The organism is Sporosarcina gallistercoris (assembly GCF_050459885.1).
Lineage (GTDB): Bacteria > Bacillota > Bacilli > Bacillales_A > Planococcaceae > Sporosarcina > Sporosarcina gallistercoris_A.
The window spans coordinates 88309-107648 of sequence record NZ_JBCMNO010000007.1 but is presented as its reverse complement, the minus strand read 5'-3'; the positions used below and the strand labels follow the sequence as shown (position 1 = coordinate 107648).

21 protein-coding genes and 1 tRNA gene are annotated in these 19340 nt (G+C 45.3%); 21 read left to right on the top strand and 1 reads right to left on the bottom strand.

Annotation, left to right across the window (positions count from 1 at the left end):
* Positions 1-25: 25 nt before the first annotated feature.
* The 7 genes from ABE021_RS05375 (at position 26) to ABE021_RS05345 (ending at position 6418) form a co-directional block, all read left to right on the top strand.
* A complete protein-coding gene (locus ABE021_RS05375; protein WP_430287296.1) occupies positions 26-1558 on the top strand; it encodes a tetratricopeptide repeat protein in 1533 nt (510 codons plus the stop codon).
* A 103-nt stretch (positions 1559-1661) separates the two neighbouring features.
* Complete coding sequence (trxB, locus tag ABE021_RS05370) at positions 1662-2612, top strand: thioredoxin-disulfide reductase (protein ID WP_430287294.1); 951 nt, start codon at positions 1662-1664, stop codon at positions 2610-2612.
* A 211-nt stretch (positions 2613-2823) separates the two neighbouring features.
* Positions 2824-3294, top strand: a complete 471-nt coding sequence (locus tag ABE021_RS05365; protein ID WP_430287293.1) for an NUDIX domain-containing protein — start codon at positions 2824-2826, stop codon at positions 3292-3294.
* A 4-nt stretch (positions 3295-3298) separates the two neighbouring features.
* A complete protein-coding gene (gene rapZ / locus ABE021_RS05360; protein ID WP_430287291.1) occupies positions 3299-4186 on the top strand; it encodes an RNase adapter RapZ in 888 nt (295 codons plus the stop codon).
* A 4-nt stretch (positions 4187-4190) separates the two neighbouring features.
* A complete protein-coding gene (locus ABE021_RS05355) occupies positions 4191-5174 on the top strand; it encodes a gluconeogenesis factor YvcK family protein (RefSeq protein ID WP_430287290.1) in 984 nt (327 codons plus the stop codon).
* A gap of 25 nt (positions 5175-5199) precedes the next feature.
* A complete protein-coding gene (whiA, locus tag ABE021_RS05350) occupies positions 5200-6141 on the top strand; it encodes a DNA-binding protein WhiA (RefSeq protein WP_430287288.1) in 942 nt (313 codons plus the stop codon).
* A 19-nt stretch (positions 6142-6160) separates the two neighbouring features.
* Positions 6161-6418, top strand: coding sequence for an HPr family phosphocarrier protein (locus ABE021_RS05345; protein WP_191690542.1), 258 nt, complete (start codon positions 6161-6163; stop codon positions 6416-6418).
* A 46-nt stretch (positions 6419-6464) separates the two neighbouring features.
* On the opposite strand, the gene clpP is transcribed toward ABE021_RS05345, so the two are convergent.
* Positions 6465-7070, bottom strand: coding sequence for an ATP-dependent Clp endopeptidase proteolytic subunit ClpP (gene clpP / locus ABE021_RS05340; protein ID WP_125102936.1), 606 nt, complete (start codon positions 7068-7070; stop codon positions 6465-6467).
* Positions 7071-7252: 182 nt separating this feature from the next.
* Between clpP and ABE021_RS05335 the strand changes: the two genes are divergently transcribed.
* The 14 genes from ABE021_RS05335 (at position 7253) to eno (ending at position 19339) form a co-directional block, all read left to right on the top strand.
* Positions 7253-7324: transfer RNA gene (locus ABE021_RS05335), tRNA-Arg, on the top strand.
* Positions 7325-7515: 191 nt separating this feature from the next.
* Complete coding sequence (locus tag ABE021_RS05330) at positions 7516-7998, top strand: RrF2 family transcriptional regulator (protein WP_430287287.1); 483 nt, start codon at positions 7516-7518, stop codon at positions 7996-7998.
* Positions 7999-8030: 32 nt separating this feature from the next.
* Positions 8031-9002, top strand: a complete 972-nt coding sequence (locus tag ABE021_RS05325; RefSeq protein WP_430287286.1) for a TIGR03571 family LLM class oxidoreductase — start codon at positions 8031-8033, stop codon at positions 9000-9002.
* A gap of 78 nt (positions 9003-9080) precedes the next feature.
* Entirely contained in the window at positions 9081-9305 is a 225-nt protein-coding gene (locus tag ABE021_RS05320) for a DUF896 domain-containing protein (protein ID WP_430287285.1), read from the top strand.
* A gap of 43 nt (positions 9306-9348) precedes the next feature.
* Positions 9349-10227, top strand: coding sequence for an Hsp33 family molecular chaperone HslO (hslO, locus tag ABE021_RS05315; RefSeq protein WP_430287283.1), 879 nt, complete (start codon positions 9349-9351; stop codon positions 10225-10227).
* A 209-nt stretch (positions 10228-10436) separates the two neighbouring features.
* Positions 10437-11012 carry a LemA family protein gene (locus ABE021_RS05310; RefSeq protein ID WP_430287282.1) on the top strand — a complete coding sequence of 192 codons (576 nt, stop codon included), beginning with the start codon at positions 10437-10439 and terminating at the stop codon, positions 11010-11012.
* The gene (locus ABE021_RS05305; RefSeq protein WP_430287280.1) at positions 11012-11821 is read left to right on the top strand and encodes a TPM domain-containing protein; all 810 of its coding nucleotides are present in this window, start codon (positions 11012-11014) and stop codon (positions 11819-11821) included. The genes ABE021_RS05310 and ABE021_RS05305 overlap by 1 nt, the downstream gene beginning before the upstream one ends.
* Before the next feature lie 79 nt (positions 11822-11900).
* The gene (locus ABE021_RS05300) at positions 11901-12140 is read left to right on the top strand and encodes a glutaredoxin family protein (RefSeq protein ID WP_430287279.1); all 240 of its coding nucleotides are present in this window, start codon (positions 11901-11903) and stop codon (positions 12138-12140) included.
* Between the two features lie 103 nt (positions 12141-12243).
* Positions 12244-13302 carry a sugar-binding transcriptional regulator gene (locus ABE021_RS05295; protein ID WP_430287277.1) on the top strand — a complete coding sequence of 353 codons (1059 nt, stop codon included), beginning with the start codon at positions 12244-12246 and terminating at the stop codon, positions 13300-13302.
* A gap of 86 nt (positions 13303-13388) precedes the next feature.
* On the top strand, positions 13389-14396 hold the full coding sequence (gap, locus tag ABE021_RS05290) for a type I glyceraldehyde-3-phosphate dehydrogenase (protein WP_430287276.1): 1008 nt from the start codon (positions 13389-13391) through the stop codon (positions 14394-14396).
* A gap of 150 nt (positions 14397-14546) precedes the next feature.
* The gene (locus tag ABE021_RS05285) at positions 14547-15734 is read left to right on the top strand and encodes a phosphoglycerate kinase (RefSeq protein WP_430287274.1); all 1188 of its coding nucleotides are present in this window, start codon (positions 14547-14549) and stop codon (positions 15732-15734) included.
* Between the two features lie 13 nt (positions 15735-15747).
* A complete protein-coding gene (gene tpiA, locus ABE021_RS05280) occupies positions 15748-16509 on the top strand; it encodes a triose-phosphate isomerase (RefSeq protein WP_430287273.1) in 762 nt (253 codons plus the stop codon).
* A complete protein-coding gene (gene gpmI, locus ABE021_RS05275) occupies positions 16502-18022 on the top strand; it encodes a 2,3-bisphosphoglycerate-independent phosphoglycerate mutase (protein WP_430287272.1) in 1521 nt (506 codons plus the stop codon). The genes tpiA and gpmI overlap by 8 nt, the downstream gene beginning before the upstream one ends.
* An 18-nt stretch (positions 18023-18040) precedes the next feature.
* Entirely contained in the window at positions 18041-19339 is a 1299-nt protein-coding gene (eno, locus tag ABE021_RS05270) for a phosphopyruvate hydratase (protein ID WP_430287270.1), read from the top strand.
* Position 19340: the final 1 nt, after the last annotated feature.

Sequence of the window (19340 nt, the reverse complement as noted above, 5' to 3'; positions counted from 1 at the left end):
TTCTTGTTTTTTCGGAGGAATCTGTTTGGATAAAAACGTGCAAAACAAAAACAATAACAATAACATTATTTCATTTGTCCCAGACGGCGAATTTTATTATGAACGAGCGCTTGCGGAGATTCAGAAAGAGCAATTTCCGGAAGCGCTGAAATATTTGAAGCGTGCAGTGGAACTGAATCCCGAGGATCACCAAATTGTCATGCAATATGGAATTATGGTGATGGAGGAAGGGCGTTTTGAAGAGGCGCTCGATTTACTTATTCAAGCGTACGAATTGGAGCCTACAGATAGGGATGTAATTTTCTATCTTGCAGAAATCCATGCACATCTTGGACTATTACGTGAAGCGAAGATGTTTGCAGAAAAATACGTGAAAGTGGCACCTGAAGGGGAACTTTCAGAAGAAGCAAAAGAGATTATTGAGTTTGCTGAACAAGAGGCCGCATTTTTAGCAGACGACCAACAGGGGGATGAAGAGGTCCACTTGTTGCAAGAAAAAGCGAGACGATTAATGGAAACAGGCGAGTTTGACAAAGCGGTTTCTGTACTTGAGGATATCGTAGTGGATCATCCGGAATCCTGGTCGTCTTTCAACAACTTGGCACTCGCATATTTCTATAAAGGTGAAACTTCTGATGCCAGGGAACTTTTGTACGATGTGTTACGGAAAGACCAAGGCAATGTCCACGCATTATGTAATCTTGCTGTATTCTACTATTATGAAGACGACCAAGAGAAATTAAAGCCCCTCGTTGAATTACTCGTGAAAATACGACCGTATCAGTTTGAGAACCGCTACAAATTAGGTGCGACCTTTGCCCTTATTGGGAATCATAAGGAGGCCTACCACTGGTTGCGCAGTATCCAGAAAAAAGGATTTGAAGGGGATGCAGGATTCTTCTTTTGGCTTGCACAATCTGCATTCTTTTCGGGACACCGGCAGCAGGCTGAAACGGCATTTAGCCGACTGATTGAAATCGACCCTTCAAAAGCCGGTCTTGAGCCGTGGAATGACTCCATTGCAGAGCAGCAGATCGACGAATCGATCTATACACAAGACAAGCAATTTCTACTCGATAAAATAAGCAATGAGTACGTGAGTGAAAGGATGTTCGGCTTTTTCCTTCTGGGAAAATCCATCCATAAACAAGAGATTGTTGCACATCCCACATACATTGACGTGGAAAAGCTGGAGGATCTTGAGAAGTTAGTGCTTGCTTCAAGCTTGGACTATGAACTTGTCGAAAAGTCGATCGCAGACCGATCATTCAATCGAGCAATGCAAGCGAGCGAGTTGTTATATGCTAAGCACAATCCACTTGACGAAGAAGGGACTCATCTATTTCAAATGTGGTTTACATTATTTGAAACCGGAATTGAGAAGCAATATCCATTTAAAAATCCAAAAGCGATTGCGGCAGCTGCTGATTATATGTTCCACTCTTCCCGGAGTAAAGAGGTCACGAAAACGAGACTGGCTGCATTGTATGAAATAAGTACACCAACACTTACTAAATATGTGAGCGAGCTGTTCGACCTCCTGCCCAATTTCTCCTGAATAACGTAACATGCCTTCAATGGATAGCAGGCAGATAAGTTGATGAGAAGTTAGAAACCTTATACGATTTGTACAGAAGTAGTTAATTTGAGGAGGAACTAGCATGTCATCTGAGACTATTTATGATGCGTTAATTATCGGGGCAGGTCCTGCAGGCATGACCGCAGCAGTGTATACGGCACGCGCTAACATGACGACTCTGATGTTGGAACGGGGAGTACCAGGCGGCCAAATGGCAAGTACGGAAGAGATAGAAAACTATCCAGGCTTCGAGTCCATTCTTGGACCTGAGTTATCCACTAAAATGTTCGATCACGCCAAACGTTTTGGTGCGGAATACGCGTATGGCGATGTAAAAGAGATTATTGATGGTAAGGAATATAAAACTGTAGTCGCTGGTGGTAAAGAGTACAAAGCTCGCTCCATCATTATTACGACAGGTGCTGAATACCGTAAAATGGGGATTCCGGGCGAAACGGAGTTAACAGGCCGCGGAGTGAGTTACTGTGCTGTGTGTGATGGTGCTTTCTTTAAAAACAAAGAAATTATTGTAATCGGCGGCGGTGATTCCGCAGTTGAAGAGGGAACGTACTTAACTCGTTTTGCCAGTAAAGTCACTATCATCCACCGTCGTAGCGAATTACGTGCACAAAAGATTCTTCAACAGCGCGCATTTGCCAATGATAAGATCGATTTCATCTGGAATACAACTGTTAAAGAAGTGCATGGTAAAGATGGGAAAATCGATTCAGTCACATTGGTTTCAACTGAAGATGGTTCTGAAAAAGAGGTTAAGACCGAGGGGATGTTCATCTACATCGGACTCGATCCCATCACTGCTCCATTCAAGAATCTCGGTATTTTAGATGATAACGGGTACATTAAAACGAACGAAGTGATGGAAACAGAAATTCCGGGGATTTTCGCAGCAGGGGATGTGCGTGAAAAACTATTGCGCCAAGTCGTTACAGCAACAGGCGACGGCAGTATCGCAGCACAATCGTGTCAAAAGTATGTGGAAGAATTGACTGCATCACTTGAAACACAAGTGTGAGACGCACTCTTTTCTTAACCCATCCTTAACATTCTTGTAACGCTACTGAAATAGTGTTCGGTTATACTAAGAGTGTTGATTGACCCCCCTATTTTAAAATAAATTTTTAGGCTGCCGGAGCGAACCATGCCGGCAGCTTCTTTTTGTGTCGTTTTTCAAAGAAATCGATTATACTTAGTACTATGTGTACAAAGAGAAGTGAGGAACGCTTATGCAAAGAATTGTAAACCTACTCGTCGTGAAAGACGGGAAAACCTTATTATTGAAGAAACCACGCAGAGGCTGGTATGTAGCCCCAGGTGGAAAGATGGATGCAGGCGAGTCCATTATGGAAACGGCAGTCCGGGAATTCACGGAAGAAACCGGCGCAAAACCTCTTGACCCACATCTTAAAGGTGTGTTCACCATGGTCATACGTAATGGCGAGGACGTTGTGGATGAATGGATGTTGTATACGTTTGTCTCCCATGACCTGCAAGGGACGCCTCTCACCGAGACCGTTGAAGGGGAACTTGGATGGCATCCGGTTGGAGACTTGAATACCCTTCCGATGGCTGAAGGCGATCGCACCAACTTGCTGTTTGCAAGTTTACGCTCCGGTATTCAATACGGCACATTCACGTATACAGAGGAGTTTGAGCTGCTGGAAGAAAAAATTCAAATGTCTACGGAAGGTGATTGAACCGATGGAAATTGACGCACATTCTGAGGAACTCGAACTGGTTATTATTACCGGCATGTCAGGTGCGGGGAAGTCCGTAGCGATGCAAAGTTTTGAGGACATGGGCTACTACTGTATTGATAATTTACCACCGGAACTGCTTGTGACTTTCCTCGATCTGATGATGAAATCTGCGGATAAGAAATCAAAAATTGCTGCTGTCATCGATACTCGTGGGGGCGGGCTATTTGATGCGCTGCTCGATGCGATAGATAATCTGACCCGTATGGAAAATGTGACGACTCGCATCCTATTTCTTGAAGCGGATGATGAAACTCTCGTAAGCCGCTATAAAGAAACCCGGAGATCACATCCGCTCGCAAACGGTCGACAGCCATTGACGGGCATTCAAAAAGAACGGGGCCTGTTAAGTGATGTGAAAGGCCGGGCACGTTCCATCTTCAACACGTCCCGTCTGAAACCGAAGCAGCTTAGGGACAAAATCATTGCAGAATTCTCAGAAGGTGAAGGTGAAAATTTCACATTGAATTTCATCTCATTCGGATTTAAACATGGCATGCCGATCGATGCAGATGTCGTATTTGACGTTCGTTTCCTGCCGAACCCATATTATATAGAATCGATGCGTCCTCAGACGGGGCTTGATAAGGACGTATATGACTATGTGTTGAAATGGGAAGATACACAGACCTTGATCACAAAGCTATCCGACCTATTCCGGTTCCTGATCCCCCAATATAAGAACGAAGGGAAATCACAAGTTGTGATTGCTTTTGGCTGTACAGGTGGCCAGCATCGCTCTGTCACTCTGGCGGAATACTTCGGGAATCAGTTTAAAGATGACTACACAACGTACGTAACACATCAGCACATCGAAAAAAGAAAGGGCTGACGCTATGACACAATCCAACAGCCGCAAAAAGATTGTGGTGTTTGGAGGCGGTACAGGGTTGTCGACATTACTTCGGGGGTTGAAGAAATACCCCGTCGAGCTAACCGCAGTGGTTACAGTTGCGGACGATGGCGGAAGTTCAGGGAGGTTGTTGGATCAGTACGATATCCCGCCTCCCGGTGATGTCCGAAAGGTGATGGCAGCGCTTTCAGATGTCGAACCACTCATCGAGCAGCTTTTCCAGTACCGTTTTACGACGCAAGACGATCTTCACGGACATTCCCTAGGCAACCTGATGCTTGCAGCCATGACGGATATCACTGGCGATTTTGCCAGTGCTGTCAAGAAAACAGGCCAGGTGCTGAATATTAAAGGGAAAGTTCTTCCAGCCGCCAACCAACGGATCAAGCTCCATGCAGAGCTCGATGACGGAACGATTGTGACTGGGGAGTCTAAAATCCCGATGTATGCACGTAAAATTCGTCAAGTCTACTTGTCCCCACAAGATGCCAAACCTTTACCAGAGACATTGGACGCGATCCAGCAGGCGGATTTAATCATCATTGGACCGGGAAGCTTGTATACCAGCATTTTACCTTCGTTGCTTGTACAGGATATTCGGGAAGCTGTGCTGCGAAGTAAAGCAAGTAAAGTGTATGTGGGAAATTTGACCACACAAAAAGGGGAAACTTACCGATATACAGCGTCTGAGCATGTTGCAGCACTCTATGATCATGTAGGAAAACCTTTCCTGGACGCTGTGCTGCTCAATAATTCCGATATCACACCGCTTTTAACTGAAGCAGGTCAATCCGTTACCTCATGGCCTGTGGAACGGGACCTTGAAGAATTGCAAAAGCTGGTACCCGAAATTTGGCAAGAAGACATTGCACTCGCAGAAGATAAGCGAGTATTGCACGATGCTGAAAAAGTAGCTGAATGGTTCGTAAATTACATAACAGACGAATCTAAAACAAAACAGACGTGATCGTCACCGAGAAAGGGGAGAGTTCATGTCTTTCGCATCAGAAACAAAAAAGGAATTGACACAAATCGAAGCGGATGATTGCTGTACAAAAGCCGAAGTTGCTGCCTTCATCCGAATGAATGGGGTCCTCTCATTTTCCAATAAGACCATTAGTTTAGACGTTCAAACAGAAAATGCTGCTATTGCAAGAAGACTCTATTCAAACTTGAAAAAACTTTACACACACAAAGTTGAATTGCTCGTACGACGCAAAATGCGTCTGAAAAAGAATAACGTCTATATTTGCAGGATCCGAGAAGGGGCTCGTCAGTTATTGGACGATCTGGATATATTGACAAATACATTCCAGTCCAACCAAACCATTTCCTCCTCAATCATTCCAAATGAATGTTGCAAGCGGGCGTATTTACGCGGAGCGTTCCTTGCGGGTGGATCGGTGAACAACCCGGAGACCTCCTCCTATCATCTGGAAATCTTTTCGATGTACGCCGAGCATTCGGATGCGCTTGTCGATCTCATGAATGATTATCAGCTGAATGCCAAATCGATCGAACGTAAAAAAGGGTTTGTTGCCTATTTGAAAGAGGCAGAAAAAATTGCGGATTTCTTAAGCATTATCGGCGCACATGTGGCGCTCATGCGTTTTGAGGACATCCGGATTGTCCGGGATATGCGGAATAGTGTGAATCGGCTGGTGAACTGTGAAACTGCGAATCTGAACAAGACCATCAGTGCGGCCCAGCGGCAAGTGGAGAATATTAAACTGATCCAATCGACTATCGGTTTGGAACAACTGCCTGACAGGTTGCAAGAAATTGCGCATTTACGAGTCGAACATCAAGATATCACATTGAAAGAGCTAGGTGAGATGGTGACAGGAGGGCCTGTAAGTAAATCAGGTGTGAATCACCGGTTACGTAAAATCGATGAGATTGCCGAAAAAGTTCGAGTCGGCGGAATTACTTAATAGGAAGGGGCGAAAAGATATGATAGAGAAAACCGCTGAAGTGAAGATAAAACCTGGCTTGCAAGCAAGGCAGGCAGCGTTATTTGTACAAGAGGCGAATCGCTATACTTCGGACTTATATGTCAAACGGGATGAACGGCAAGTGAATGCAAAGAGTATTATGGGCGTCATGAGTTTAGCGATCGCACAAGGCAGCACAGTTACATTGATTGCAGACGGTGGCGACGAAGAACAAGCTGCTGAGGCGCTTGTTGCATTTGTGCAGGGGTTAAACTAACAAAAAAAGACGCCCCGGAATGGGACGCCTCTTGTGGAACTTAAGATTATTTACTTTCAGATTCTCTCATATCGCTGCGTGTAATGATATGGTCGATTAACCCATATTCTTTTGCACGTTCTGCGGTCATGAAGTTATCGCGATCGGTATCTTTTTCAATCACTTCGATCGGCTGACCTGTGCGCTCAGCAAGGATCTGGTTCAGTTTCTCGCGGATGAAGAGAATGTGTTTCGCCGCGATTTCAATTTCAGTCGCTTGACCTTGAGCGCCGCCAAGTGGCTGGTGAATCATAACTTCAGCGTTAGGAAGCGCATAGCGTTTTCCTTTTGTACCAGCTGCAAGCAGGAAAGATCCCATTGAAGCGGCCATACCGATACAAATCGTTTGAATGTTCGGTTTGATATATTGCATCGTATCATAGATGGCCATACCTGCTGTGATGCTGCCGCCCGGGCTGTTGATGTAGATGGAAATATCTTTGTCTGGATCTTCTGATTCAAGGAATAGTAATTGAGCAACGATCGAGTTTGCTACGTTGTCGTCAATTGCACTTCCAAGCATGATGATGCGGTCTTTTAGCAAGCGGGAGTAGATATCATACGCACGCTCCCCGCGATTCGTCTGTTCGATAACTGTAGGAATTAAGTTCATTTCATTTCCTCCCTTTGATTGTTGAATAGGTCGTATGTCAAGCGGATGTCCGCCTAACCATGACTTTATCATACATAGTATGGTCAACTAAGGTCAAATATAACGCTTTAAAAATAGTGGTTGCTTTTGAAACGCACAGCAAGTATACTATTACTTGTCCGCTGCAATGCAGACATAAAGCTGCCCTCGTGGTGCAATGGATAGCACGCAAGCCTCCGAAGCTTGAAATGTGGGTTCGACTCCCGCCGAGGGCATACTCAACCCCCTACACTTGTATTTCTTCAAGTGTAGGGGGTTTTTTCGTTTTTTTATACATGCAGTCCATTAGATAATCATGGAGACTTTACTTTTACTCAATCTCATGTATAGTGAAACAACATAGATAACTGTTATCCATGATATGAAATAATGGATTTTTATTATTTAACCTAAGGAGGGGACACCTATGCAAATGAAAGCTGGGTTTGAACAATCCATCTATGCGATTCTCTTGCTCAATCTATTACCAGAAAAGGCGGTATTGCCAGGTGAAGCCATCAGTCACCAATTAGGAACTTCGCCGACGTATTCCAAAAAAATGCTTAGGAAGTTAGTATGTGCAGATTTGATAACATCCACCACAGGTAGTAAAGGTGGATTCAAGTTAAAGCAGAATCCAGAAAATATTCGTATCTATGATGTTTATCTGGCGATTGAGGGGCAACAGTCACTTTACTCTTCTAGTGGAATCCTTGACGACATGCTTGAATTGGACAAAGAAGATCGATGCTGCTTATTAGTAGACTTAATGGATGACGCTGAAGTGGCCTGGAAAAATGTACTGAAGCAAAAAACAATAGCCTCTCTTTCTGAAGATATGCATGCGGATCATTTGAGGGAAGAGCTGAAAACGCTCGAACAGTGGATTGAGGAAAAAATGGTGGTCTAACTTAAGGGCTAGGAAACAACGGAGGATATATCATGATTGACTTTCAAGCGCATAGTGGTTTTGCGCGCACATTCAAAGAACATAAATTAACATTAGGAATCACTCTTCCAACGGAGAAAAAGTCAGGAGAAGTCACCAAGCTCACTCTAGAAGAACAAATGACCCTAGTAAGAAGCGCGGAAGACTTAGGATTTGCTTCATTGTTCGTAAGAGATTCCCCCTTGTTAGACCCTGACTTTGGGGATGGGGGCGTCTTGTATGATCCGTTTATCTTACTAGCGTATGTCGTCGCCCATACAAAAAAACTCGCAATTGGAACGGCCAGTGCGGTAACGACACTCCGTCATCCTCTACATCTAGCAAAGTCAGCAGCTTCGTTAGACGAAATGTCGGACCAACGATTTTTGTTTGGGATTGCAACAGGTGATCGTGCGATTGAATTCCCGGCGTTTAAAGTGGAGCGGACAAAGAGGCCAGAGTTATTCAGAGAATCTGTACAAGTGATGAAAAAGGTATGGAAAGAAGCGTATCCAAAACTGCAGACAGAGCGAGTAGGAATGACTGCAGGGGATATTATTCCGAAACCGGCATTAGCAGCAATTCCTATTTTTGGAACCGGATTTTCAGATCAAACGGTTGAGTGGCTAGCTGAACATACAGATGGTTGGTTGTTCTATGCTCAGGAACTAAAAAAACAAAGGGAGATCATCCAGCTTTGGAGAGATCATACACCTACGTTCAAGCCGTTTATACAGCCGCTAGTAGTCGACTTGTTAGAGAACCCGCTGGCAGCTCCGACCCCCGTACCGGTTATCGTCGGATTTAAATCTGGTCGTCAGTTTTTGATCGACTATCTATATGCTTTACAAGATATTGGAGTGAATCACGTCGTGTTGAACCTGAGGTCGAACACGCGCCCAATTGAAGACATCCTGCAAGAAGTAGGAGAATATGTATTACCGCGCTTTCCATCTTTTGAACACGTAGAAATACAGCAATCATAAAGGATTCCTTTTAGGGAAAGCGCATCAAATGATCATAAAAATTGTCTAATATACTAATTAGAAAAGAGTGAGCAACCCATGATTGAAAGTTTAACTCGAATCAATGAATTAGCAAAGAAAGAACGGCAAGAGGGATTAACCAATGCTGAGCGCGTTTGGCAACAAGTATTACGCGAAGACTATTTGAGAGAAATAAGTGGGCAGGTGCGCAATACGTTTTCAGGAATGACAGTGATCGACCCGCTTGGAAATGATGTTACACCAGAAAAATTACGTCTGAAGAAAATAGAGAAAGATTTGTGAAGCTCAATTTGTATGGGGGCAGAGGAAAGGAGGAAACGAAAAAATGAATGACTACCTAGTGAAAGCTATCGCATTTGAGGGACAACTTCGTGCTTACTCCGTTATAACGACAGAAATAGTGAAAGAAGCTAGGCGTCGGCATGATACGGTAAGCGCTTCTACAGAAGCGCTTGGACAGATGTTGACGGCAGGTGTGCTGCTAGGGACGACACTGAAAGGTACTGAAAAATTGACGGTGAAGGTAAATGGCGGCGGTCCGATTGGCAGCGTTTCAGTGGATGCGAACGCAGACGGTGCAGTACGAGGATATGTTACAAATCCTAAAATGGGATTGAACTTTCCTAACGTGGATCAGCTTGATGTAGAAACGGCTGTAGGATCAGATGGTGTGTTTTCGGTGTCTAAATACGTTGGTATGCATGCACCATTTGTTGGGCAGGTTCCGCTAGTTTCAGGAACAATCGAGGATGATTTTTCATTGTATCTGAACAACTCTGAACAAACCCAGTCAATTGTTAAGATGGGAGTTCTGTTGGACGCAAGTTGTAACGTTCAATTTGCCGGTGGTATCATTATCCAGATGATGCCGGGGGCTAGTAAAGACCTATTTGAACGAGTTGAAAATTATGTGCACGAAATGGACTCAATTCCTTCCATGATTGCACACGGAGCGAAACCGGAATTTCTGCTAGAAGAAATTGTGGGGGCGGAAAATCTTACTATATTGGAGCAGATGCCTGTTCGTTTTCAATGCCAATGTTCAGAGGAAAGAATCTCTAATGCCATTATAAGTTTGGGGAAAGAAGAGATCGCTGACATCATTCATACGGACGGTCAGGCTGAAGCGAATTGCCATTACTGTAATGAAACCTATTTTTTCACGAAAGAGGACTTGGAGAAATTGATGTCTGAAGCTAATTAATGGATCGTCAGTTTCACTTTACTTCCATACCATTTTACATTGCTGATCTTGTGTCTGAAACCTATTCAGACACAAGATTTTTTCATATAAAGAAACTTTTTGTTTTCTCAATCGTATAAAGAGGGAGTAGGAACGTTTTGAGTAAGTTAGTTTCAGGGTAAACTTCTGAAAGTGATGAATCGAAGAACTTATTGAGGAGGCGGGGAATTTTGAAGAAGTTATTGGGACCGATTATCATCATCGGGGTAATTATTTTAATCGTTGTAGGGATTTTCGCATCAAGTTACAACAAATTTGTAACAGCAGAAGAAAACGTAGACCAAGCGTATTCGCAAATTGAGACGCAATTACAACGCAGGGTGGATCTCATCCCTAACTTGGTAAATACGGTAAAAGGATTTGCGAAACAAGAGAAAGAAGTCATTGGTCAAGTGACAGAAGCCCGTTCGAAATTAGCTGGCGCAAACGGACCTGAAGAACAAGCTGCAGCGGACTCTGAACTTTCCGGCGCGCTGAGCCGTTTGCTAGTCGTTGTAGAGAATTATCCAGAGTTGAAAAGTAATGAAAACTTCAGACAGCTGATGGACGAATTAGCCGGAACTGAAAACAGACTGGCTGTAGCACGGAAAGATTACAATGGCGAGGTCGCTTCGTATAACAAACAAGTGAAGCGTTTCCCGGGCAAACTCGTTGCATCGATTTTCGGATTTGACGAAAAAGAATACTTCAAAGCGGAAGCCGGTGCAGACAAAGCGCCTAATGTCGACTTTGGAGCAGATGAGTAATGAGGAAAACAGCTGTCCGAGTATTTGCCCTGCTTGGTATGCTTCTGGTTTTGTTAGTGAGTATTCAACCTGTAGTTCAAGCGAATGTGGCTGTCGTACAAGATGAATCCGGCATTCTTTCCGAAAGTCAGATAGCCGAACTGAGTGATTATGGCGAGCGGCTGAAAAGTGCGACTGGTGCTGAATTTGCTGTATTGATCGTTCCGTCTACAGAGGGAAGACCTATTGAAGAGTTTTCGTTGAACAAGTTGCGTGAATTTGGATTAGGGGATAAGAAAGAAAATAATGGTGCTCTACTTGTTATGACCACAACTCCTGATGAGTCGGGTAAGAAGCACATCCGACTAGAAGTAGGATATGGTCTTGAAGGAGCACTTCCTGATGGAAAAGTCGGCAGAATGATTGACGAAGTAGCCATGCCCTATTTGAAAAATGGAGAACCCGATAAAGGGATCATTGAAATGTACAAAGTTGTCTACAACGAAATCGCAAAAGAATATGGGCTAGAAGGATCCGAACTACCCGTTGCAACATATGAAGGAAACAACGGTGATGGAGGTGGGCTCCCCATCGTCCCTATCATCGTTATTGGTTTCATTCTTATCCAGATATTCTTTAACTCCGGAAGAGGCGGCGGTTCCGGCGGTTCTGGAGGTTCCGGCGGATCTCGAGGCAGACGAGGCGGCGGTATGGTCTTCTTCCCTGGTTCGTTCGGAGGCGGCAGCGGCTCTGGCGGTTCTGGTGGTGGATTCGGAGGCTTTGGCGGCGGCGGTTCCGGCGGCGGTGGAGGCGCAGGACGAAGCTGGTAGAAAAATACGATTTACGCGATGCTCGTTGTTGCGTAGATCGTTTTTTCATTTTACACTGTGGGTAATTGGAGGGATTCTTATGCATGTGAAATTTTATACGAAGCCTGGTTGTTCGCTGTGCGATGAAGCTGAACAGATGATGCGACTCATCCAGGAAGATTATCCATTGACCTGGACGACTGTCAACATTGAAGACAATGACGAAAAACATGAGCAATATGTATTTATGATCCCTGTCATAGAGAAGGATAATAAAGTCCTTTGCTCAGGTGTGGTCGGTTATGCAGATCTTGCCTTACTTTTTGACTCAGGAGTTTAAATTTGAAATTACCGGGAATAGTATGTATAGTTGAATTATAAGTTAATGTATTTTTTTGACTACAGTGGGACGTAAAACAACCTACATGGTCGGAAAATGTCCTATGTTGAAAGGAGGGGTCATACTGAAACCGGCATTTGTTGAAGCACAAGAAAAGTTGGTACCTGAAATGATGGCAGCCCTGCAACAACGCTACCTTGTGCTTAAGCTCATTCAAACTTCCGGCCCTATCGGAAGGCGGCCCCTTGCTGACACCGCAGGATTGTCTGAACGTGAAACACGCTCGGTTGTCGAAACGCTTCGAGATCAGCAACTCATACGCGTTGCAAAAGAGGGAGCGACCATTACAGCAGATGGGGAAAGTGTGTTGCAGCACCTTGGACCGTTAGTTGAGATGCAATATGGAAAGAATGTACTGGCAAAACGTATTAAAAGTTATTTTTCCATTCAAGATGTACACGTTGTAAAAGGGGATAGCTCTGAACCTGGTGCTTCTAACGAATTACTTGGAACTGAAGCAGCATCTGTTTTTGCTAGCCGCATTGGAAACGGCCGTATCGTAGCGGTGACAGGTGGAAGTACAATGGCAGCGATTCCAAAACATTTGAGTTGTTACCCTGGTGCAGAGAACACCGTTTTCATCCCTGCCAGAGGTGGGGTTGGAGATAATATAGGCCAGCAAGCCAATGTGATTGCTGCTACGTTTGCACATACGTGCAATGCTTCGTACAAGTCTTTGTATTATCCGGAATCTTTAAGTGAAGAGGCACACGCCATCTTCTTGAAAGAACCGACCGCTCAAAAAATGCTTGAACTGTATGAGACAGCAGATTGTTTGCTGCACGGTATCGGGGATGCGAAAAAAATGGCGGCTATGCGGGATTCGACGCAAGAAGAGCAGCAGTTACTCGAATCCAGATGTGCTAAAGGTGAGGCTTTCGGGTATTACTTCAATGGAGCTGGTGAGATTGTTCATCATCTTCGGACGGTCGGCATACAAACTGATCATCTGAAACGTATCCCGTTAGTATTAGCAGTTGCCGGGGGCTCTGAAAAAGCAGAGGCGATTCTTTCCTATCTGCGTGGAGCCGCAAAGCAAACTGTTCTCATTACAGATGAAGGCGCAGCAAGGGAAATCGTGAACTTGCTGGCAAACGAATAACACGACATGTTTACAATAGGTCTGCTTTGGAGAATCATCAAAGTATACCATCTAAATAACACAACAAAAACTTGGAGGGATTTTACATGACTGTAAAAATGGCGATTAATGGATTTGGACGTATTGGACGTATCGTGATGCGAGACACACTGGAGCACGAGGAACTTGAAGTGGTAGCGGTCAATGACTTGACAGATGCACCGATGCTTGCACACTTGTTGAAGTATGATTCGGTTCACGGAATTCTGGATGCGGAGATCACATCGGATGAAAACCATATCATCGTGAATGGTAAAAAGATTCGTGTCTATGCTGAAAAAGATCCAGCTAACCTACCATGGAAAGACCTTGGAGTCGACATTGTTGTTGAAAGTACTGGAGTATTCCGCGACGCTAAAGGCTTACAGAAACATATCGATGCCGGCGCGAAAAAAGTCATCTTGTCAGCTCCTGCTAAAGGTGATGTGAAAACACTTGTTATGGGTGTGAACGAACAGGAATATGATGCAGCAACCGATCACTACGTATCCAATGCATCATGTACGACAAACTGTTTAGCACCTGTCGTAAAAGTATTGAACGAAAAGTTCGGTGTTGAGCGTGGGATGATGACAACGATTCACTCGTATACAAACGACCAGCGAATTCTTGACCTTCCACACGAGGACTACCGTCGTGCACGCGCTGCAGCGGAGTCAATGATTCCGACAACTACAGGTGCAGCATCCGCTGTAACTAAAGTAATCCCTGAATTGAAAGGGAAATTGGATGGAATGGCTGTGCGTGTTCCAACACCGAACGTTTCACTCGTTGACTTCGTTGCTGAGTTGAAAAAAGATGTTACGGTCGAAGACGTGAACAGTGCGTTGAAAGAAGCATCAGAAAACGAACTGAAGGGCTACTTGTTCTACAGCGATCTTCCACTCGTTTCGAAAGACTACAATGGCAATCATGCTTCTTCTACAGTGGATGGTCTGTCAACAATGGTCCTTGGAGATAACATGGTGAAAGTGATCAGCTGGTATGACAACGAACAAGGATATGCTGCACGATGTATCGATCTAGCGTTGTACATGAATGAAAAAGGACTATAAGAAGAAACCCCCTAATCGCATAGCGGGCACATAAAATCTGGCTAATCAGATTGTGACCGATTATACTTGATAGATGGGTAGGAGGAACGGCATTGCCCGTTTCCTCCTTTTTTTAACATAAACTTTTGTTTTGAAGGAGTGCTTGTGCGCATGAATGCCAAAATGACGATGAAAGACATGGATCTAAAAGGGAAACGGGTTTTCTGCAGGGTGGATTTCAACGTCCCTATGGAAGATGGGAAAGTTTCAGATGATACTAGAATCCGTGCTGCCATCCCGACAATCGAGTACCTTTCCAAACAGGGAGCAAAAGTACTTCTTGCAAGTCACTTAGGGCGTCCTAAAGGTGAAGTGAAAGAAGATTCACGTTTAACGGAAGCCGGAAAACGTTTGGCTGAATTACTTGGTAAACCCGTTCTGAAATTGGATGAGTCTACAGGAACAGCAGTCGAGAAATCCGTTTCTGAATTAGCGGATGGAGACATTCTTTTGCTTGAAAACGTGCGATTCCACGCAGGTGAGGAAAAGAACGATCCTGAACTTGCAAAACAATTTGCTGCACTGGCAGACGTTTTCGTCAATGACGCATTTGGTGCGGCACATCGCGCGCATGCAACAACAGCTGGAATTGCAGCGTATCTCCCAAGTGTCCAAGGACTTCTTCTTGAGAAGGAACTGGATGTCCTTGGAAAAGCATTGTCCGATCCGGACCGTCCTTTCACTGCAATCATTGGCGGGGCGAAAGTGAAAGACAAAATCGGTGTTATCGATCACTTGCTCGATAAAGTGGATAACCTGCTGATCGGCGGGGGATTATCGTATACGTTTACACGTGCTCAAGGCCATGAAACGGGGTACTCCCTCGTTGAAGAGGATAAGATCGAGCTGGCACAGTCGTTCATCCAGAAAGCGAAAGAAAAAGGCGTCAACTTATACGTTCCCATTGACGCTGTCGTTGCTGATTCGTTCTCGGAATCCGCAGCAACAAAAGTTGTGGACGTGAGTGAGATTGAAAAAGGTTGGATGGGCCTCGATATCGGTCCTAAAACCGCTGACCTATACGACAGTGTAATCCGGGATTCAAAACTGGTGATTTGGAATGGACCGATGGGCGTGTTCGAAATGGCGCCATTTGCTGAAGGTACGAAACGTGTCGCTCAAGCGATGGCTGAAACGGATGCCTTTACAATTATTGGCGGCGGCGATTCTGCTGCTGCGGTAGAAAAGTTTGAAGTAGCAGAACAAATGGACCACATCTCTACAGGTGGCGGCGCGTCACTCGAGTTCATGGAAGGTAAAGAACTGCCAGGCGTTGCTGCATTGAAAGATCGTTCATAAGGAGGGACTACTCATGAGAAAACCGATTATCGCAGGAAACTGGAAGATGTACAAAACAATGGATGAAGCTGTTGCATTTGTGGAGGCTCTTGCTGGGAAGTTGAAGGAAAGTGATAAGGCAGAAACAGTCATCTGTCCACCAGCTCCGTATTTGGCAACTCTTGTAGAAAAGTCAGAAGGATTACCGATTCGAATCGGTGCGCAAACGATGCATGAGGAAGCAGAAGGCGCATTTACAGGCGAAATCAGCCCTGCAATGCTGAAAAGTATAGGTGTCGAATTTGTTGTCATTGGGCACTCTGAACGGAGACAATACTTTAACGAAACAGACGAATCCGTGAATCGTAAAGTGAAGTCAGCTTTCGAGCATCAGCTCACACCGATCGTATGCGTTGGTGAGACTCTTGAACAACGTGAAAGCAACGCGACATCAGCTATTGTTTCGGAACAAGTGAAGAAAGCGTTTGCGGGAGTAAGTGAAACCGATGCTGCTTCAGCTATCGTTGCTTATGAACCGGTGTGGGCGATTGGCACTGGACGTACAGCTACTGCTGAGGATGCGAACGAAGTGTGTGGACAGATCCGTGCAGTCCTTACAGAGCTGTATTCGGATTCCGTGGCACAGGCGATCCGTATTCAGTACGGGGGCAGTGTAAAACCAGGGAACATTGAAGAACTCCTTTCGATGAGCGATATCGATGGAGCATTAGTCGGTGGGGCTAGCCTCGATCCGGAATCGTTCGCCGCACTTGCGGAGGCTGGAGCGAATGCCTAAAGGCCCTGTTGGTTTAATCATTATGGACGGTTTTGGCCTGCGCTCAGAAACTTCCGGAAATGCTGTGGCGCATGCAAAGAAACCGAATTATGAGCGATTATGGAACGCCTATCCCCATTCCACGTTAACGGCGTGCGGGGAAGCGGTCGGATTGCCTGAAGGTCAAATGGGGAATTCCGAGGTCGGTCACTTGAATATCGGAGCAGGACGCATTGTCTACCAAAGCCTTACACGGGTCAACAAATCGATCCGTGAAAACGACTTTTTCCAAAACGAAGCGCTGCTCGCGGCTGTCCAACACGCAAAAGCGAATGACGGTGCACTGCATCTGATGGGTCTGCTATCTGATGGCGGTGTCCACAGTCATTATGAGCATTTGTTTGCACTGCTCAGACTCGCTGAAATGAACGGGCTCCGCAAAGTATATGTCCATGCGTTTTTGGATGGAAGAGATGTCGGTCCTAAAACAGCGTTAACGTATATCGAACGGATAGAAGAAGTCATGAAATCGGTTGGTATAGGACAGCTCGCCTCGATTTCAGGCCGCTATTATGCGATGGATCGCGACAAACGCTGGGAACGGATCCAGTTGGCGTATGATGTCATGGTCAATGGCTTAGGTCCCGTTTATGCTTCAGCCGCAGAGGGTGTCCAAGCTTCTTATGCCGCGGGTGTGACAGACGAATTCGTCGTGCCGTTCATCGTTCAACAAGAGGGACAAGCTGCTGTTCGGATTTCCGAAGGAGACTCCGCTGTATTTTTCAATTTCCGACCAGATCGCGCGATTCAATTATCCCGTGCGTTCACTCAAAATGGATTTGACGGTTTTTCAGCGAAGCAATACACCGATTTGAAATTCGTCACGTTCACGGATTATAGTGCTGAAGTCGCTTCGCAGGTTGTATTTGCCAGTCAAGATTTGAAAAACACCATTGGAGAAGTTCTTTCTCAGAACAATATCCGTCAGCTGCGAATCGCGGAAACCGAAAAATATCCTCATGTGACGTTCTTCATGAGTGGTGGACGAGAGGAAGAATTTGAAGGCGAGAAGAGGATTCTCATCCCTTCACCTAAAGTTGCCACGTATGATTTGAAACCTGAAATGAGTGCGTACGAAGTAACGGATGCGCTCATCAAAGAACTACAAGAGGACCAAATCGATGCGTTCATCCTCAACCTTGCCAATCCTGACATGGTCGGACATAGTGGACTGCTTGAACCGACTGTAAAAGCAGTTGAGACGACAGATGAATGTGTAGGACGTATTTTGGATGTGCTTCTTGCTAAAGGCGGTGCCGCAATCATAACCGCGGACCACGGAAATGCAGACGAAGTGATGACGATCGAAGGCGCACCTATGACTGCACATACGACGAATCCAGTACCAGTGATTGTGACGAAAGACGGCGTAACACTCAGAGAAGGCGGTATTCTCGCTGATCTGGCGCCAACCATGTTAAAATTGCTAGGTATCGACCAGCCAGAAGAAATGACAGGAACGCCATTATTTTAACTAAAGGGAGAGATTTGCATGCCAATCATTACACTTGTCCAAGCTAGAGAAGTACTCGACTCACGAGGGAATCCAACAGTTGAAGTCGAAGTGTTCACAGAAAGCGGAGCATTTGGTCGGGCAATTGTACCATCAGGAGCTTCAACAGGTGAATATGAAGCCGTTGAACTGCGCGATGGCGACAAAGACCGCTACCTTGGAAAAGGCGTGCTAAAAGCTGTGGATCACGTCAACGAAGTCATTGCAGATGCGCTGGAAGAAAACTATTCCGTCCTCGACCAAGTCGTGATTGACAAAGCACTGATCGAACTGGATGGTACAGATAACAAAGGCAAACTTGGAGCAAACGCGATTCTAGGCGTATCGATGGCAGTCGCTCATGCAGCAGCTGACTATTTGGATATTCCATTGTATCAATATCTTGGCGGCGTTAACGCGAAGCAGCTTCCTGTTCCGATGATGAACATCGTCAACGGTGGAGAGCACGCAGATAACAACGTCGATATCCAGGAATTCATGATCATGCCGGTTGGTGCAGAATCATTCCGTCATGCACTTCGTATGGGAGCTGAAATCTTCCACGGATTGAAAGCGGTTCTTCACGACAAAGGATTGAATACTGCAGTAGGGGATGAAGGCGGATTCGCACCGAACCTATCATCGAACGAAGAAGCACTCTCCACGATTGTCGAAGCGATTGAAAAAGCAGGATACAAAGCTGGCGAAGACATTATGCTGGCAATGGACGTTGCAGCTTCGGAAATCTTCAACAAAGAAGATGGCAAGTACCATCTTTCTGGCGAAGGCATCGTGAAGACTTCTGAAGAGATGGTCGACTGGTATGAAGAATTAGTCAACAAATATCCGATCATTTCAATCGAAGATGGTCTGGACGAGAACGACTGGGCGGGTCACAAGCTCTTGACAGATCGTCTCGGCAAGCGTGTACAACTCGTAGGGGACGATCTCTTCGTAACGAATACCGAGAAGTTATCACGCGGTATCCAAGAAGGCGTCGGAAACTCGATTCTTATTAAAGTGAACCAGATCGGTACACTCACTGAGACATTCGATGCAATCGAAATGGCGAAGCGTGCGGGCTACACAGCAGTGATCTCTCACCGTTCTGGTGAAACGGAAGATACGACAATCGCGGATCTTGCAGTCGCAACCAACGCGGGTCAAATCAAGACAGGCGCTCCTTCACGAACAGATCGTGTTGCGAAGTATAACCAATTGCTGCGTATCGATGACCAACTGGATGAAACAGCACAGTACCTTGGCAAACAAACATTTTACAACCTGAAGCAACAATAAG

Coding starts and splice junctions, on each gene's coding strand:
- trxB (WP_430287294.1), top strand. CDS start 1,662: ATGTCATCTGAGACTATTTATGATGCGTTAATTATCGGGGCAGGTCCT.
- ABE021_RS05365 (WP_430287293.1), top strand. CDS start 2,824: ATGCAAAGAATTGTAAACCTACTCGTCGTGAAAGACGGGAAAACCTTA.
- rapZ (WP_430287291.1), top strand. CDS start 3,299: ATGGAAATTGACGCACATTCTGAGGAACTCGAACTGGTTATTATTACC.
- ABE021_RS05355 (WP_430287290.1), top strand. CDS start 4,191: ATGACACAATCCAACAGCCGCAAAAAGATTGTGGTGTTTGGAGGCGGT.
- whiA (WP_430287288.1), top strand. CDS start 5,200: ATGTCTTTCGCATCAGAAACAAAAAAGGAATTGACACAAATCGAAGCG.
- ABE021_RS05345 (WP_191690542.1), top strand. CDS start 6,161: ATGATAGAGAAAACCGCTGAAGTGAAGATAAAACCTGGCTTGCAAGCA.
- clpP (WP_125102936.1), bottom strand. CDS start 7,070: ATGAACTTAATTCCTACAGTTATCGAACAGACGAATCGCGGGGAGCGT.
- ABE021_RS05330 (WP_430287287.1), top strand. CDS start 7,516: ATGCAAATGAAAGCTGGGTTTGAACAATCCATCTATGCGATTCTCTTG.
- ABE021_RS05325 (WP_430287286.1), top strand. CDS start 8,031: ATGATTGACTTTCAAGCGCATAGTGGTTTTGCGCGCACATTCAAAGAA.
- ABE021_RS05320 (WP_430287285.1), top strand. CDS start 9,081: ATGATTGAAAGTTTAACTCGAATCAATGAATTAGCAAAGAAAGAACGG.
- hslO (WP_430287283.1), top strand. CDS start 9,349: ATGAATGACTACCTAGTGAAAGCTATCGCATTTGAGGGACAACTTCGT.
- ABE021_RS05305 (WP_430287280.1), top strand. CDS start 11,012: ATGAGGAAAACAGCTGTCCGAGTATTTGCCCTGCTTGGTATGCTTCTG.
- ABE021_RS05300 (WP_430287279.1), top strand. CDS start 11,901: ATGCATGTGAAATTTTATACGAAGCCTGGTTGTTCGCTGTGCGATGAA.
- ABE021_RS05295 (WP_430287277.1), top strand. CDS start 12,244: ATGTTGAAAGGAGGGGTCATACTGAAACCGGCATTTGTTGAAGCACAA.
- gap (WP_430287276.1), top strand. CDS start 13,389: ATGACTGTAAAAATGGCGATTAATGGATTTGGACGTATTGGACGTATC.
- ABE021_RS05285 (WP_430287274.1), top strand. CDS start 14,547: ATGAATGCCAAAATGACGATGAAAGACATGGATCTAAAAGGGAAACGG.
- tpiA (WP_430287273.1), top strand. CDS start 15,748: ATGAGAAAACCGATTATCGCAGGAAACTGGAAGATGTACAAAACAATG.
- gpmI (WP_430287272.1), top strand. CDS start 16,502: ATGCCTAAAGGCCCTGTTGGTTTAATCATTATGGACGGTTTTGGCCTG.
- eno (WP_430287270.1), top strand. CDS start 18,041: ATGCCAATCATTACACTTGTCCAAGCTAGAGAAGTACTCGACTCACGA.